This is a genomic window from Streptomyces sp. R41, assembly GCF_041053055.1.
In the GTDB taxonomy this organism is placed as follows: Bacteria; Actinomycetota; Actinomycetes; order Streptomycetales; family Streptomycetaceae; genus Streptomyces.
On sequence record NZ_CP163443.1, the window covers coordinates 1,962,055 to 1,975,951 of the forward strand.

The following is a 13,897-nucleotide window of genomic DNA, read 5'->3' on the forward strand; positions in this document are numbered from 1 at the left end:
CCCGGGAGGCACGATTCATGAGTGAGCGAGCTCTTCGCGGCACACGCCTCGTAGTGACCAGCTATGAGACGGACCGCGGCATCGACCTGGCCCCGCGCCAGGCCGTGGAGTACGCATGCGAGAAGGGACATCGCTTTGAGATGCCCTTCTCGGTGGAGGCCGAAATTCCGCCGGAGTGGGAGTGCAAGGTCTGCGGGGCCCAGGCACTTCTCGTGGACGGCGACGGCCCTGAGGAAAAGAAGGCGAAGCCCGCGCGTACGCACTGGGACATGCTGATGGAGCGGCGCACTCGCGAGGAGCTCGAAGAGGTCCTCGAAGAGCGCCTGGCCGTTCTCCGTTCCGGCGCGATGAACATCGCGGTGCATCCGCGGGACAGTCGCAAGTCCGCGTAGTCCCTCCGGGGGTTGGGCGGCATACAACGCACGCACGTGACCGCGGGCGCCGTACACGATGTGTACCGGTGCTCGCGGTTTCGCGCGTCCAGTGCGGCCTCGTGGCATGCCTGTCCCTGGGGGCCGCGCCCCCAGGGACAGGCGGAGAACTAGCGGTTCAGCGGCGGGTGCGGGCCCGGCTCCGACGTCGGGCCGCGCAGGTCCTCGTCCCTGATGACCTCGCCCTGGACCACCTTGCCGTCGGGGCGGTGGATGCGGGCCTGCTGGAAGGCGTCGCCGAAGGTGCCGGGCGCGGCCTCGCGCATCTTGCGGTCGAGGGTGCGCTCCGCATAGCGGCTGAGGGCCTTCTGGACGGGCGCGATCAGCAGCAGCAGGCCCACGGCGTCCGAGATGAGACCGGGGATCATCAGGAGGAGGCCGCCGAGCATCATCAGGCCGTTGCCGTTGCCACCCCCGGTCGTGGGGGCGGCGCCGGTCTGCTGCTGTTGGAGCGTCTCGCTGAGGTTGCGGAAGGCGCGGCGTCCGGCCCGCTTGATGACCCCGGACCCGAGGACGAACCCGGCGACCAGCAGCAGGAAGACGGTGAAGCCGCTTGTCGCACCCGCGACCATCGTCAGCAGCCAGATCTCCAGCACCAGCCACGCGGCGATGCCGAGCGGCAGGAAGGTGCGCAGCCGCGAGCGCCGCGGGCGGGCGGGGTACGTGGGAGTCGGAGCGCCAGTCGTCATGCTCCCAGTGTGCCTGGGCGCGGCTCAGTACGGGATAAGTGGATGATCAACAGCGGCTGGGGACCGACAGGGGCGGCCGGCATCGAGACCGGGCGTCGGAACGGCTCGCGGCCCGTGGGACGTCAGAAGGACTTGCCGCCCGTAAGACGTCAGGGGGGCTTGCTCACCGTGCGGCATCAGGACGGCTTGCGGCCTGTGATCCGCGAGACCCGCTCCCCCACGCCCCACGTGGTGACCCGCCACAGTGCCTCCACGAGGATGTCGCGGCTCATCTTGGAGTCGCCGAGTTCCCGCTCGACGAAGGTGATGGGCACCTCGACGACGTGGAAGCCGGCCTTGACGGCGCGGCGGGCCAGGTCGACCTGGAAGCAGTATCCCTGGGAGGCGACCTCGCCGAGGCCGAGGCCTTCGAGGGTCTCGCGGCGGAAGGCGCGGTAGCCGCCGGTGACGTCCCGGATCGGCACGTCGAGCAGGACGCGGGAGTACAGGCTGCCGCCGCGGGAGATGAACTCGCGGGACTTGGGCCAGTTCACGACCCGCCCGCCCGGCACCCAGCGCGAGCCGAGCACGAGGTCGGCGCCCTTGAGGGCGGTCAGCAGGCGGGGCAGCTCCTCGGGCTGGTGCGAGCCGTCGGCGTCCATCTCGACGAGTACGCCGTAGCCGTGCTCCATGCCCCAGCGGAAGCCCGCGAGGTAGGCAGCGCCGAGGCCTTCCTTGCCCTTGCGGTGCAGCACCTGGACGTGGTCGTCCTCGGCAGCCAGCTCGTCGGCGAGCTTGCCCGTGCCGTCGGGGCTGTTGTCGTCGGCCACCAGGACATGCGCCTCGGGCACCGCGACACGCACTCGGCCGACGATCTTCTTGATGTTCTCCGCCTCGTTGTAAGTCGGAATGATCACCAAGGCTGTGCCGAGCGGGCCGAACTGCCTCCCCTGGGCTCCTGCCGCGAGGGTCCCGTCGCCGTCGTTCACTGCTGCCCCTTCGTGTCCATACGCAGGTGTCCACCATAGTGCGCTCAACCTGCGCTGTTGCGTCGCCGCGTTAGTACAGGGGTGTCGATTCGACAAGAGCCGGGTAAGAGTGGGCTCCAGGCAGCGGATGCGTGTGCTCCCGGCTGCGGAAGTCGTGTGCTGCGGATCGGGGCCCGGCGCCCTTCGGGCCGACCAGGGACCCGCTGGCTGCGGATCGACCGAAAGCCGTTGTCTACTGAACGTCCGGGCCCCACCCGGGTCACACCTGCCGACTTGTCGGAACGTTCCCTCGCCTCGTTGCACGGGCGCTGGGCCTGGCTCCCAGTGGTGGTGCGCCGGTGCGGCACACCACCCCTGACCCAGCGGCACTTCGAGGCCGCGCGGAAGTTCCCCGGTCGGACGTCCGGTGGTGGACCCGGCCGAACCTACCGGCCACCTGAGGCCAGCTGTCAACAGCCGCTTGAGCTGCGGCTTTCCCATCAATCACCTGGTCAGTGCGGAGGATACGCAGGTCGCGCGACGCGGCGGCGGGCGATGAGGGGGACCTCGCCACCCCGGGACATCACTCGTTAGGCCGTACGAATACGGTCCGTCCGCCGACCACGGTGCGCAGACAGACGGGCAGGTCGTTCCCGGGGGTCAGATCCGGCAGCCCGGGGGTGCCGGAGCGGGGATCGGTGGACCAGCGCGCGACCCGGTCGTCGGGGGCCTGCACCACGAGCTCGGCGGTGCGCCACACGGCGTAGTCGGCGGGCGCGCCGGGCACCAGGACACCCGCCTCGTCCCGTCCGATCGCCCGCCAGCCGCCACGCGTATGCGCCGTGAACGCGGCGCGTACGGACACCCGGTGCTCGGGCGTGCGGTGGAAGGCGGCGGCACGGACCGTGCCCCACGGGTCGAGGGGCGTCACCGGGCTGTCGGAGCCGAAGGCGAGCGGCACGCCGGTGCGCAGCAGGGCCGCGAAGGGGTTGAGCGTGCGGGCCCTTTCGGCGCCGAGGCGCTGGGCGTACATGCCGTCCTGGCCGCCCCACAGCGCGTCGAAGGCGGGCTGCACGGAGGCGGTGAGGCCGAGCTCGGCGAATCCCGCGATCGTTTCCGGGGTGAGCATCTCGGCGTGCTCGACGCGATGCCGGGCGGCGCGCACGCGCGCGAGGCCGACCTTCTCGGCGGCGGCCCGCACGCCTTCGACCACGGAGGTCACCGCGGCGTCCCCGATGGCGTGGAAGCCCGCCTGGAGGCCCGCCTCGGTGCAGGCCACCACGTGCGCGGCGATCGCCGCGGTGTCGAGGTATGCCGTGCCGGCGTGCTCGGCGTCGGCGTACGACTCGTGCAGACAGGCGGTGTGCGAGCCGAGCGAGCCGTCGACGAAGAGGTCGCCCGCGGCGCCGATCGCCCCCAGTGCCCGCGCCCTCGCCACACCCTCTTCGGCCCGCTCGGCCCAGTAGCCGACCACCCGGGGGCCCGGCTCCTCGGCGGCGAGCCGCAGCAGCCCGGTGAAGTCGTCCTCGGAGGAGATCTCGGGGCCGGCGCACTCGTGCACGGAGCCGATGCCGAGCGAGGCGGCGTGGGCGAGCGCGGCGCGCTGGGCCTCGGTGCGCTGCTCACCGCTGACGGCACCCAGGGCCGCGGCGCGAACGGCGTGGTGGGCATCGCGCGTCAGCAGGCCGTCGGGCGAGTACCCGGCGCGTGCGGTGACCCCCGGGACCAAGTCCAGCAGCGCGGTGGTGACCACGGCGGAGTGCACGTCGATACGGGAGAGGTAGAGCGGGCGCCCGCCGGTCGCCTCGTCGAGTTCGGCACGCGTCGGAGGGCGCCCGCCGGGCCAGCGGGCCGCGTCCCAGCCGTGGCCGAGCAGCACCCGGTCGGCGGGGCGGGCGAGCGCGAAGTCGCGTACGAGGGCGAGGGCCGCCGCCAAGGAGGGGGCGTCCGACAGGTCGAGGCCGGTGAGCGCGAGCCCGGTGGAGGTGGTGTGCACGTGTGCGTCGGTGAACGCCGGGGTGACCAGGGCACCCTCAAGGTCCACGACCTCGTCGACCCCGTCCGCGAAGGCGTCGGCCGCGCCTTCGGAGCCGACCCAGGCGACCTGCCCGCGCTCGACGACCATCGCTGTCGCGAAGGGGTCGGCGGGGCTGTGGACTTCGCCGCGGCGGAGCAGGACGGTCTTGGCGGGCGGGGCGGTGCGTTCACTCATGACGGACAGTCTCCCGCCCGAACCCACCGGTGCTGCACTTGGGGCACGTTTCCCGGGCACCCTGCGCTGCCCACCCTCCCCGCGCTCGGCTCCGCTCGCGCGGGGGGGGCGCCCCCATTGCCCGCGGAACGACTGCCCGCAGCGGTCAGACCCTCCCCCAGCGGTCAGATCCTGGGCGGTCGGGCCTCGTACGGCGTCGACAGCACCACCGTCGTGCGCGTCGACACCCCCGCCAGTGTGCGCAGCCGGGCGAGCAGCTCCTCCAGTTCGTGCGGGGTCGAGACGCGCACCTTGAGGATGTAGTTCTCGTCGCCCGCGACGCTGTGGCAGGCCTCGATCTCGGGGACGTCGGCGAGGCGTTCCGCGATGTCGTCCGGGGCGCTCGGGTCGAACGGCTTCACCGAGATGAAGGCGGTCAGAGGCAGCCCGACGGACTCGGAATCCACGACCGCGGCATAGCCGCGGATGACGCCACGCTGCTCCAGCCGGCGCACCCGCTGGTGCACGGCGGACGTGGACAGGCCCGTGGCCTTGCCCAGGTCGGTGTAACTCATCCGCCCGTCTGCGACGAGCAGCTGCACAATTTGTCGGTCCAGCTCCTCCATGGCGCAAGAACCTACAGGGCCCCTGATCTCCCCGGATACTCAGCGGCGCAGGTCATACCCGGTTTGTGATGTGGCAGAGAGCGTCCTGTGAGCCGCCAGGGGGACAAATCCACCACGCCGGGCACCTGCGGGCGGCATGTGACGAACGCCACAGTGTCACAACCGGGTCCGTGATGTTCTCGTGATTACCGCAGAGACCGGACGGGAAGTGCTTGCTGTGGTCGAGGCCGCAGTGCCTTGTCGGCCCACCCGAGGGGGAGAAACCCATGCAGAGTCTTAAGCGCCCTGGTCGTACCGCGTCCAAGCGGCAGCAGCCCGTTCTCGAGCCCGAGCCGGAGGGCGTCGAACCGGACGCCCTGGACGGCGAGGAGTTCGACGCGTACGACACCTTCGAGATGTACCGGGTCATCTGCCCGGACTGCGCGCAGCCCATCGCGCTGCTGGCGGACGAGGAGGTCCTGCCGGAGCACGCGCTGTGCGCCTCGCCGTGGAACCCGTTCGGGCTCACGGTCTGCTCCGGTACGGGCCGCACGGCGGCCGACGCACGGCCCGCGGACGAGTCCGCCGAACTCCAGGAGCAGGACACGGCCCTCCTGTTGACGCTCCCTCAGGGCCTCGACTGGCGGACGCAGCCGTTCTCGCACGTCGGCGGCCCGGGTTCGCGCCCGATGCGGGTCCCCGAGATGCGGCGCCAGGCCGCCTGACCGGTCCGCGCGCTCAGCGAGCGACTCCCGGTCCCTCCCAGTAGCTGCCCTGCACCATGGCTCGCAGGCTGCCATGGTGCAGGATCAGTGTGTCCGGGTCCGGGGGCACTGCGATCTCGCCGAAGTGCGCCTGGCGGTAGGCGACGCGGAGCATCACGATCGCGTGCCGCAGCGCGGCGTACAGGGTGTAGAAGTCCATGTCGCGCGGTACGTGGCCGGTGAGTTCGGCATAGCGCCGCTCCACCCGGTCGCGGCGCAGGAAGTCGGGCAGTCCGCGCTGGCCGAAGCTCACGGTCAGGTCCTGGAAGAAGCGGTGCAGATAGACGGTCCAGCCGAGGTCGACCTCGCGCGGGGCCTGCGCCGCCATCTCCCAGTCGAGCACCGCCACGGGGTCGAAACCGTCGTAGATGACGTTCCCGATGCGCGCGTCGCCCCAGTTGAACACTGCCTCGCCCTCGTCGCGCGGCCACAGGTCGTCGAGCCGGTCGAAGGCGCTCTCGATGAGGGGCGAGCGTGACAGCCCGTCAACCACCCATGCATAGTAGGCGCGTTGGCTGCCGACGTGACGGCGCAGCGGGCTGCCGTCGCCGGGCAATGCCAGGAAGTCGGCCTCTCGTACCGGGACTTGGTCGTGCAGCCGTGCGAGGAGTCCTGTCGAGGCCGCCTCCAGGCGCTCGCGCTCCTCCTCGCTCGCCGCGTGCAGCCAATTCCCCTCGTACGTATAGGGCATGACGTCCGGAGGCACGCGCCCCTCGATCCGTTCCATGACGAAGAACGGCGCCCCGAGCGGCCCGGGGTCCTCCTCCAGCCACGGCACACGCGGCACGGGTAGATCGGTGTGCTCGGCGACGAGGCGCATCGTGCGGTACTGCCGTGGCATGTCGTACACGGGGAAGACGGTGTACGCCGCCGGGTCCGCCGCGAGTCTCAACGCGCAGGCACGCAGGGGTGGTTCGGGGTGCTCGATGTCGAAGAGCAAGGTCTCGCTCGACATGCCGTTGGACGCGGGGACGCTCACGTTCACCGCCTTGGCGCCGGGCAGACGCGTGGCGAGCCAGGCCGTCAGCCGATGGGCGAGCTCCTCCGGATCACGTGTGGTCGTACGGGGGCGCGGTGCCGTGGCCATGCCACCACTCCAATCAGGGCGTGAACGGGATTCAAGGCCCCACCGGGATCAGGGCGCGACCGCGTCGAACCCGGTGAAGCCGCTCGGATCATGGCGGCCGAACGAGCCGTGCTCGAAGATCCCGTATCCGACCTGTCCGTCCAGCGTGAAGCGGGCGGCATGGTCGATCACCCCGTACGCGGCGAGAGGGTGCGCGGCCGGGTCGGTGAGGTCGTAGACGCGCCGGTCGGTCCAGCCGGGGCCGCGCCAGGTGCCGTGCTGCCAGTCGTCGGCCGGCGGATAGCCCGCCCCGACCGCGAGCGGCGACGAGGTCAGCACCTCCACGCCCAGTTCCAGGGGCTTGCGGTCCACCGGGTCCATGAGGTGGATGACTGCGGAGGCGGGGTGGCGGGTGCCGGAGCGATAGGTGATGTCGGCCTGGGGCCAGCCGAGTTGGAGGTCGCGCACCCCCTGGCGTACGAGCGTCGCGTCGTTGAGCGAGCGGTAGCCGTCGGCGTCCTCCTGGGTGATGACCATCAGGAAGCGGTCGTCGAAGCGGACCGGGCACCAGAGCCAGTGGAAGCCCTCGGTCGGGTTGTCGTCCGCGAGCCGGCCGCCCTCCTCCCCCGGGATCGGTCGCACACCCCAGCTGCGGTCGCGGGTGCCGGTCCACTCGCCCGCCGAGACCGGTATCTCGTCGCCGTCGACGCGGATGCTCCCCTCGACGGCGCCCGCCTGCACGAAGCGGCGCCCCTCCAGGGTGAGCCGGCCGCCGCGGCGCTGGATGTGGTGCGGTTCCCAGAGGGCCGGGAAGTCGGCGGTCCAGGTGAGGTCGTACGACAGGGAGTCGTCGTCCGACTGGAGGCGCAGGCGGCGCAGCGGCTCCTCCACGGTGATCCGCAGCGGCCCCACGGCGAGGTTCATCCTGTCGTCGCCGAGCGCGTCCGACGCCCGTACCGCGTGCAGGCGGTCACCGAGGCGCAGGGTGGCGTACGCGTCGATCACTCCGACATTCGGATAGACGCCGAGGCCCAGGATCAGCAGCGCCCGGCCCCGGTGGTCGAGGACGTGGAAGATGCAGCGGTCGTAGGCGTTCCGGTCGCCGGTCGCGACATGCTTCATGGACAGGGGCACCTGGTGCACGGGGTACTCGTCGAGTGCAACGGGGCGGTCGTCGGGCACGGCAAGCCTCCCTGGACGCACGGTAGTTGACGCCATCCGAAGGGGTGCGACCCCGGCGGCGCAGTTGACGGTACGTCAGATGACCGCCCGGTGCCAGATATCGCGCCTCGGACGAGGCCCCCATATGGGCCAGACGCGAACTCACGCTCGAATCCGCGGGCGGGTGACCTGCTCGCCCGCCGCGCGTTGCCCTGGTATGACCCCCACATATTCTGCGACCGGGCGTCGGCGCCGGATCCTCGTCCCCGCTCCGGCAGAATCGGTTCGGCAGGGGCCTGTGACGGCCCAGGATCCCCCCATCTACCGCGCCATGATCCGCACCTGGGCCGATCGCGGACGCATGCTGCCGGGGCGCCACGACCCGGAGTGGGTCCGGCTGGCGGCACCCTTGGCGATGTACGGGTACGGGCAGTTCAGCGCCGGCCGGGACCCACGGGGCGAGGGCCGGTTCGGCCCGAGTCGCGACCCACGGAGTGACGGGCCGCTCAGCGCGAGTCGGGACCCGCGAGGTGACGAGCGATGACCATCCGCTGGATCTGATTGGTGCCCTCGACGATCTGGAGGACCTTGGCCTCGCGCATATAGCGCTCGACCGGGAAGTCCGCGGTGTAGCCGTAGCCGCCGAGCACCTGGACGGCGTCCGTGGTGACCTTCATCGCGGTGTCCGTGCACAGCAGCTTGGCCATGGCCGCCTGCTTGGAGAACGGCCGGCCCGCGTCGCGCAGCCGTGCCGCGGCCAGGTAGAGCGCCCGGCCCGCCTCGATCTGCGTCGCCATGTCGGCGAGCATGAAGCGCAGCCCCTGGAAGTCCGAGATCGGCCGCCCGAACTGCTGTCGGTCGGTGGCGTACGCCACGGCCTCGTCGAGGGCCGCCTGGGCGACACCAATGGCGCAGGCCGCGATGCCGAGCCGCCCCGAGTCGAGCGCGGACAGGGCGATCGCGAAGCCCTGACCTTCGTCACCGACGCGCCGGTCGTCGCAGACCCGCACCCCGTCGAAGTGGACCTGGGCGGTGGGCGAGCCCTTCATGCCCATCTTCTTCTCGGGCAGCGCGGCGCTCAGCCCCTCGGCGTCGCCGGGCACCAGGAAGGCCGTGATGCCGCGGGGGCCCTCGCCACCGCTGCGCGCGAGCACGGTGTAGAAGTCGGCGATGCCGCCGTGCGTGATCCAGGCCTTGGTGCCCGTGATCACCCAGTGGTCACCGTCCCGCACGGCCTTGGTCCGCAGCGAGGCGGCATCCGAACCGGAGGACGGCTCGGAGAGGCAGTACGCGCCGAGGAGACCGCCGCCGAGCATCGCGGGCAGGTGCTCGACCTGCTGTTCCTTGGTGCCGTAGTTCGCGAGGGCATGGCAGGCGAGGGAGTGCACGCTGACGCCGAGGCCGACGGTGAGACGGGCCGCGGCGAGCTCTTCGAGGACCTGGAGGTAGACCTCGTACGGCTGATCTCCACCGCCGTACTCGGAGTCGTAGGGCAGCCCGAGCAGTCCCGACTCGGACAACAGGCTGAAGACCTCGCGCGGGAAGTGCCCGGCATCCTCCTCCTCGGCCGCCTTCGGGGCGATCTCGCGCTGCGCGATGTCACGGACGAGCGAGATCAGATCCCGGGCCTCGTCCGTGGGCAGTTCACGGTCCACCGGCTGCGGGGCGCGGTCGGGCATGGCGACGCTCTCCTCCCTGTCGGGCACATCGGCGGACGGACGCCTTGGGTGGGGCGACTCCGCCGGGGTCTCACGGGCCTCAGCCGATGCTCCCCTTCCGGGTTACGGAAGCTGCTGATCAGCGGCTGTGGCGCTGTGAGTATGCCCGATCGGAGGCATGGCGTCACCAGTTAACGACCGCTTACTAAAAGAAAGGGAAATTGGTCCGAACCATTGACGCACTGGTCTAGTCCTCCTAGTGTTCCCCTCACGCGTCAGCGCGTTCATGCCAAACGGCATCGGGAGGCCTCGGAGGCCTCCGGCAGGTCCCAGCACCATCGCCCCCACGCTCCCCTCCCCCACGAGGAGACACGATGCTCAGACCGCACCGCTTCCGCCTCCGGGCACTCCTGTCCGCCGCCTGTTGCGCCGTCCTCGGCGCGGGGCTGCTGGCCGGCGCCGGGACGGCGACCGCCGCCCCGGAGACCGGCACCGCCCAGGCCGCCGCGGCCGGTTCCAAGGTCGTCGGCTACTTCACCGAATGGGGCGTCTACGACCGGAACTACCACGTCAAGAACGTCGAGACCTCCGGCTCGGCCGCCAAACTGACCCACATCAACTACGCGTTCGGCAACGTCACCGGCGGCAAGTGCGCCATGGGCGACTCGTACGCGGCGACCGACAAGGCGTACACGGCCGACCAGTCCGTGGACGGCGTCGCCGACACCTGGGACCAGCCGCTGCGCGGCAACTTCAACCAGCTGCGCAAGCTGAAGAAGAAGCACCCGAACCTCAAGGTCCTGTGGTCCTTCGGCGGTTGGACCTGGTCGAGCGGTTTCGGCGAGGCCGCCAGGAACCCGGCCGCGTTCGCCCAGTCCTGCTACGACCTGGTCGAGAACTCCAAGTGGGCGGACGTCTTCGACGGCATCGACATCGACTGGGAGTACCCGAACGCCTGCGGCAACACCTGTGACACCAGCGGCAAGGCGGCCTTCAAGAACCTGATGTCGGCGCTGCGGGCGAAGTTCGGCAGCGGCAACCTGGTCACCGCGGCGATCACGGCCGACGCCACCGCCGGCGGCAAGATCGACGCGGCGGACTACGCGGGCGCGGCGCAGTACGTCGACTGGTACAACCCGATGACGTACGACTTCTTCGGCGCCTGGGACGCGACCGGGCCGACGGCCCCACACTCGCCGCTGAACTCGTACACCGGTATTCCGAAGGCGGGTTACTACACCTCCGCGACGATCTCGAAGCTCAAGGGTCTCGGCATCCCGGCCTCGAAGCTGCTGCTCGGCATCGGCTTCTACGGGCGCGGCTGGACCGGTGTCACACAGGCGGCGCCGGGTGGCACGGCGACCGGCCCGGCGGCGGGAACCTACGAGCAGGGCATCGACGACTACAAGGTGCTCAAGTCGAAGTGCCCGGCGACCGGCACGGTGGGCGGCACCGCCTACGCCAAGTGCGGGAACAACTGGTGGAGTTACGACACTCCCTCGACCATCGCGGGCAAGATGAGCTACAAGAACGCGCAGGGCCTGGGCGGCACCTTCTTCTGGGAACTGAGCGGTGACACCTCGAACGGCGAGCTGATCAAGTCGATCAACTAGTCATATTCGTACGGGACTTGGGGCGGGGGTCGGATGACCTCCGCCCCTCGCTCATACGTCGCGGCGGGCGTCCGAGGGGGCCGGGTACGCGGGGTCGAGCTCCTCGACGGCGCGCATGGCGCCGCCCAGCATCTTGACCAGCAGCTCGCGCACGGTGTCGCGCGGCAGTGTCGGGTGACCGATCCAGTCGAGGGTGGCGCCCTCGACGCTGTAGAGCCAGCCGAGCAGCGCCATGCGGGGCAGCGGCGCGATCTTGCGCCTGCCGTACGCGCCTTCGGCGATGGTCTCGACGATGACTTCGCGCACGCCCTCGCGTATGGCCTGTACTTCGGTGTCGAAACCGACTCCGCCGGTGATGATCGTGCGGTACGCGGCCTGGTTGTGCTCGGCGTAGCGCAGATAGCCGTCGATGGTGCGGTGCACCCGCTCCACGGGGGGCAGTTCGAGTCCGCCCGACGCCCGGGAGATCAGGTCCGCGACCGAGTCCTCGACGATGGCGAGGTAGTAGCCGCGCTTGGACTTGAAGTAGTAGTAGATGAGCCCTTTGGCGACATGTGCCTGCCGTGCGATGTCGTCCATCGACAGCGCGTCGTAGGACGTGTCGGCGAACAACTTGCGTCCGATGGCGATGAGTTCGGCACGGCGCGCAAGGGAGCGGTCGGTGCCGCGCGCCCGAGGGCGGTCGACGCCGCTCTGTTGACTATTATTCAATTTCGGACCTGGTCTCCAACTGCCAGCGGGACACCGGCAGTATGGCAGACCTGTGCCACCTGCTTGTTCGACTCCGATCGACTGCCTCGACCGCGAGGGCGTCGTCTGCTGGAGGGCCGTCTTCCGATTCCGGAGGGCCGTTTTCCGAGAGCTCAGCTCACAGCAGGCCGAGCTGCGTGACGAGCATGGCCAGGACCACGACGAAGGTCCAGCCCGCGACATGTTCGAGGATCTTGGGGCCGTCGTCCTTGGGGCCGCCGGTGCGGGCACGGAGACGGGTGGTGGTGGCGGAGGTCGCGGTCATGGCATCTCGCTGACGTAGTGGTGCGGTGCTGGCCCCCCGCCTCACGTCGGCTCCCCACCGACTCGACCACCTTGCCACCGAAGCGGGTTCCAGCGGTAGAGACCTAGGTCACGCCGCGAGCGCCGATCACTTCGACGTGCTTCGAATGCCGCGTGATTCCACAACGATGTGCGGGGGCTGTGCGTCTCCTCACACGACAGTGGTCAGTCAACCGAAAGGTCCCCGATGAGCACGTTCCGGACGCCTCGCCGCAGAGCTCGCCTGGCCCTGGCGGCGGCGATCACCGTGGCAGCCGCCTTAACGGGTCCGGTCTCGCAAGCCGCTTCCTCCACGTCCCCGTACACCGCTTCCGCCGAAGCCGGCGCCCCGTCCCCGGGAGCGGCAGGCCTCGGCGACCCGATCTTCCCGCTCGACGGCAACGGCGGATACAAGGTCAGCCGCTACCTCCTCGAGTTCGACTGGCAGGCCCCGAAGACACCCTTCGAGGCCGCCACGACGATCAAGGCGACCGCCACCCAGGCACTGTCCCGCTTCGACCTGGACTTCGCCGGGAACACCCTGCACACCGTGACCGTCGACGGGAAGCCGGCCGCCGCCGAACGCGACGGCGACGAGCTGGTGGTCACCCCCGCGAAGCCCCTCGCCCGGGGCAAGGCCTTCACCGTCAAGGTCACCTACACCGCCGACCCGACCCAGATACGCCACCGCGACGACGCCATCGAGGACTACGGCTGGATCCCCACGCCGGACGGCACGGTGCTGTATCCGCAGCCCAACGGCGCCAAGATGATCTTTCCGTCGAACGATCATCCGAGCCAGCGGGCACCGATCACCTTCCGCATCACCACGCCGCCGGACCTCAAGGCGGTCGCCAACGGCGAGCTCACCGACCGCACCGAGCAGGCCGACGGGCGCGTGAAGTGGACGTACGACTCCGAACAGCCGCTGGCGACGCAGCTCGCACAGCTGGCGATCGGCAAGTTCACCTTCGTCGACGGCACGGGCCCGCACGGGCTGCCGATCCGCGACGTGGTCCCGGACGACCTGGTCGCACCGACCGAGCAGTACCGCAAGCTCACCGCCGACCACATCACCTGGCTGGAGGAGCGGCTCGGCCCGTACCCCTTCAACCGGTACGGCCTCCTCGTCGGCGACACCGACCTGGGCGTGGCCCTGGAGACGCAGACGCTCTCCCTGATCCCGAAGGCCGACCTGCTCGGCGACCAGGTCAGCGCCGAGCGGAACCTGGTGCATGAGCTGACCCACCAGTGGACCGGTGACAGCGTCGGCATCAAGACCTGGTCCGACCTGTGGCTGAGCGAGGGCCACGCCCGCTTCTACGAGCGGTTGTACTCGCAGGCGCACGGCGGCGACAGCTTCGAGGCCACGATGAAGACGGCGTACGCGAACCACGACCAGTGGCGCCACGACTACGGCGCCCCGGCCGAGCCCACCGAGCCGAACCTCTTCAAGCGCATGCGGTACGACGGCTCGGCGCTCGTGCTGTACGCGCTGCGCGAGAAGGTCGGCCAGGAGACGTTCGGGAAGATCGAGCGCGCCTGGGTCACCAAGTACCGCGGCAAGATCGCCGGTACGCAGGACTACATAGACCTGGCGTCGAAGGTCGCCGGCCAGGACCTCGACGGCTTCCTGCACCCGTGGCTGTACGGCGCGAAGACCCCACCGATGCCGAACCACCCCGACTGGGTGGTCAATCCGGTCCAGAGCTGAGCGGGCGGGCGGCCCCTGCACGGGAG

At 70.3% G+C, this 13,897-nt stretch carries 14 protein-coding genes; 5 read left to right on the plus strand and 9 right to left on the minus strand.

The window, feature by feature from the left end; genetic code table 11:
• Positions 1 to 17: 17 nt before the first annotated feature.
• A complete protein-coding gene (locus tag AB5J53_RS09300; protein WP_003977404.1) occupies positions 18 to 392 on the plus strand; it encodes an RNA polymerase-binding protein RbpA in 375 nt (124 codons plus the stop codon).
• Positions 393 to 541: 149 nt separating this feature from the next.
• On the opposite strand, the gene fxsA is transcribed toward AB5J53_RS09300, so the two are convergent.
• The 4 genes from fxsA to AB5J53_RS09320 form a co-directional block, all read right to left on the minus strand.
• The gene (gene fxsA, locus AB5J53_RS09305; protein WP_369245146.1) at positions 542 to 1,120 is read right to left on the minus strand and encodes an FxsA family membrane protein; all 579 of its coding nucleotides are present in this window, start codon (positions 1,118 to 1,120) and stop codon (positions 542 to 544) included.
• A gap of 176 nt (positions 1,121 to 1,296) precedes the next feature.
• On the minus strand, positions 1,297 to 2,088 hold the full coding sequence (locus tag AB5J53_RS09310; RefSeq protein WP_369245147.1) for a polyprenol monophosphomannose synthase: 792 nt from the start codon (positions 2,086 to 2,088) through the stop codon (positions 1,297 to 1,299).
• A 562-nt stretch (positions 2,089 to 2,650) separates the two neighbouring features.
• Positions 2,651 to 4,279, minus strand: a complete 1,629-nt coding sequence (locus AB5J53_RS09315) for an amidohydrolase (protein WP_369245148.1) — start codon at positions 4,277 to 4,279, stop codon at positions 2,651 to 2,653.
• A 164-nt stretch (positions 4,280 to 4,443) separates the two neighbouring features.
• Complete coding sequence (locus tag AB5J53_RS09320) at positions 4,444 to 4,884, minus strand: Lrp/AsnC family transcriptional regulator (RefSeq protein WP_369245149.1); 441 nt, start codon at positions 4,882 to 4,884, stop codon at positions 4,444 to 4,446.
• A 266-nt stretch (positions 4,885 to 5,150) separates the two neighbouring features.
• On the opposite strand from AB5J53_RS09320, the gene AB5J53_RS09325 reads away from it, so the two are divergent.
• Positions 5,151 to 5,588: a hypothetical protein gene (locus AB5J53_RS09325; protein ID WP_189188096.1), complete on the plus strand. Its 438-nt coding sequence runs from the start codon at positions 5,151 to 5,153 to the stop codon at positions 5,586 to 5,588.
• Positions 5,589 to 5,601: 13 nt separating this feature from the next.
• Here AB5J53_RS09325 and AB5J53_RS09330 read toward each other — a convergent pair whose 3' ends face one another.
• Together AB5J53_RS09330 and AB5J53_RS09335 are read right to left on the minus strand one after the other, a co-directional pair.
• Entirely contained in the window at positions 5,602 to 6,714 is a 1,113-nt protein-coding gene (locus AB5J53_RS09330; RefSeq protein WP_369245150.1) for a phosphotransferase family protein, read from the minus strand.
• Between the two features lie 48 nt (positions 6,715 to 6,762).
• Positions 6,763 to 7,875: a hypothetical protein gene (locus AB5J53_RS09335; RefSeq protein WP_369245151.1), complete on the minus strand. Its 1,113-nt coding sequence runs from the start codon at positions 7,873 to 7,875 to the stop codon at positions 6,763 to 6,765.
• A 196-nt stretch (positions 7,876 to 8,071) separates the two neighbouring features.
• Between AB5J53_RS09335 and AB5J53_RS09340 the strand changes: the two genes are divergently transcribed.
• Complete coding sequence (locus tag AB5J53_RS09340) at positions 8,072 to 8,398, plus strand: hypothetical protein (RefSeq protein WP_369245152.1); 327 nt, start codon at positions 8,072 to 8,074, stop codon at positions 8,396 to 8,398.
• Here the strand turns inward: AB5J53_RS09340 and AB5J53_RS09345 are convergent.
• Positions 8,361 to 9,533, minus strand: a complete 1,173-nt coding sequence (locus AB5J53_RS09345; RefSeq protein WP_369245153.1) for an acyl-CoA dehydrogenase family protein — start codon at positions 9,531 to 9,533, stop codon at positions 8,361 to 8,363. The two genes, AB5J53_RS09340 and AB5J53_RS09345, sit on opposite strands and share 38 nt — an antisense overlap.
• Positions 9,534 to 9,886: 353 nt before the next feature.
• Between AB5J53_RS09345 and AB5J53_RS09350 the strand changes: the two genes are divergently transcribed.
• Positions 9,887 to 11,125, plus strand: coding sequence for a glycoside hydrolase family 18 protein (locus AB5J53_RS09350; protein WP_369245154.1), 1,239 nt, complete (start codon positions 9,887 to 9,889; stop codon positions 11,123 to 11,125).
• Between the two features lie 51 nt (positions 11,126 to 11,176).
• On the opposite strand, the gene AB5J53_RS09355 is transcribed toward AB5J53_RS09350, so the two are convergent.
• Complete coding sequence (locus tag AB5J53_RS09355) at positions 11,177 to 11,836, minus strand: TetR/AcrR family transcriptional regulator (RefSeq protein ID WP_369245155.1); 660 nt, start codon at positions 11,834 to 11,836, stop codon at positions 11,177 to 11,179.
• Between the two features lie 157 nt (positions 11,837 to 11,993).
• A complete protein-coding gene (locus AB5J53_RS09360; protein WP_369245156.1) occupies positions 11,994 to 12,140 on the minus strand; it encodes an SCO1431 family membrane protein in 147 nt (48 codons plus the stop codon).
• Between the two features lie 225 nt (positions 12,141 to 12,365).
• Between AB5J53_RS09360 and AB5J53_RS09365 the strand changes: the two genes are divergently transcribed.
• On the plus strand, positions 12,366 to 13,871 hold the full coding sequence (locus tag AB5J53_RS09365) for a M1 family metallopeptidase (protein ID WP_369245157.1): 1,506 nt from the start codon (positions 12,366 to 12,368) through the stop codon (positions 13,869 to 13,871).
• The last annotated feature ends 26 nt before the right edge of the window (positions 13,872 to 13,897 follow it).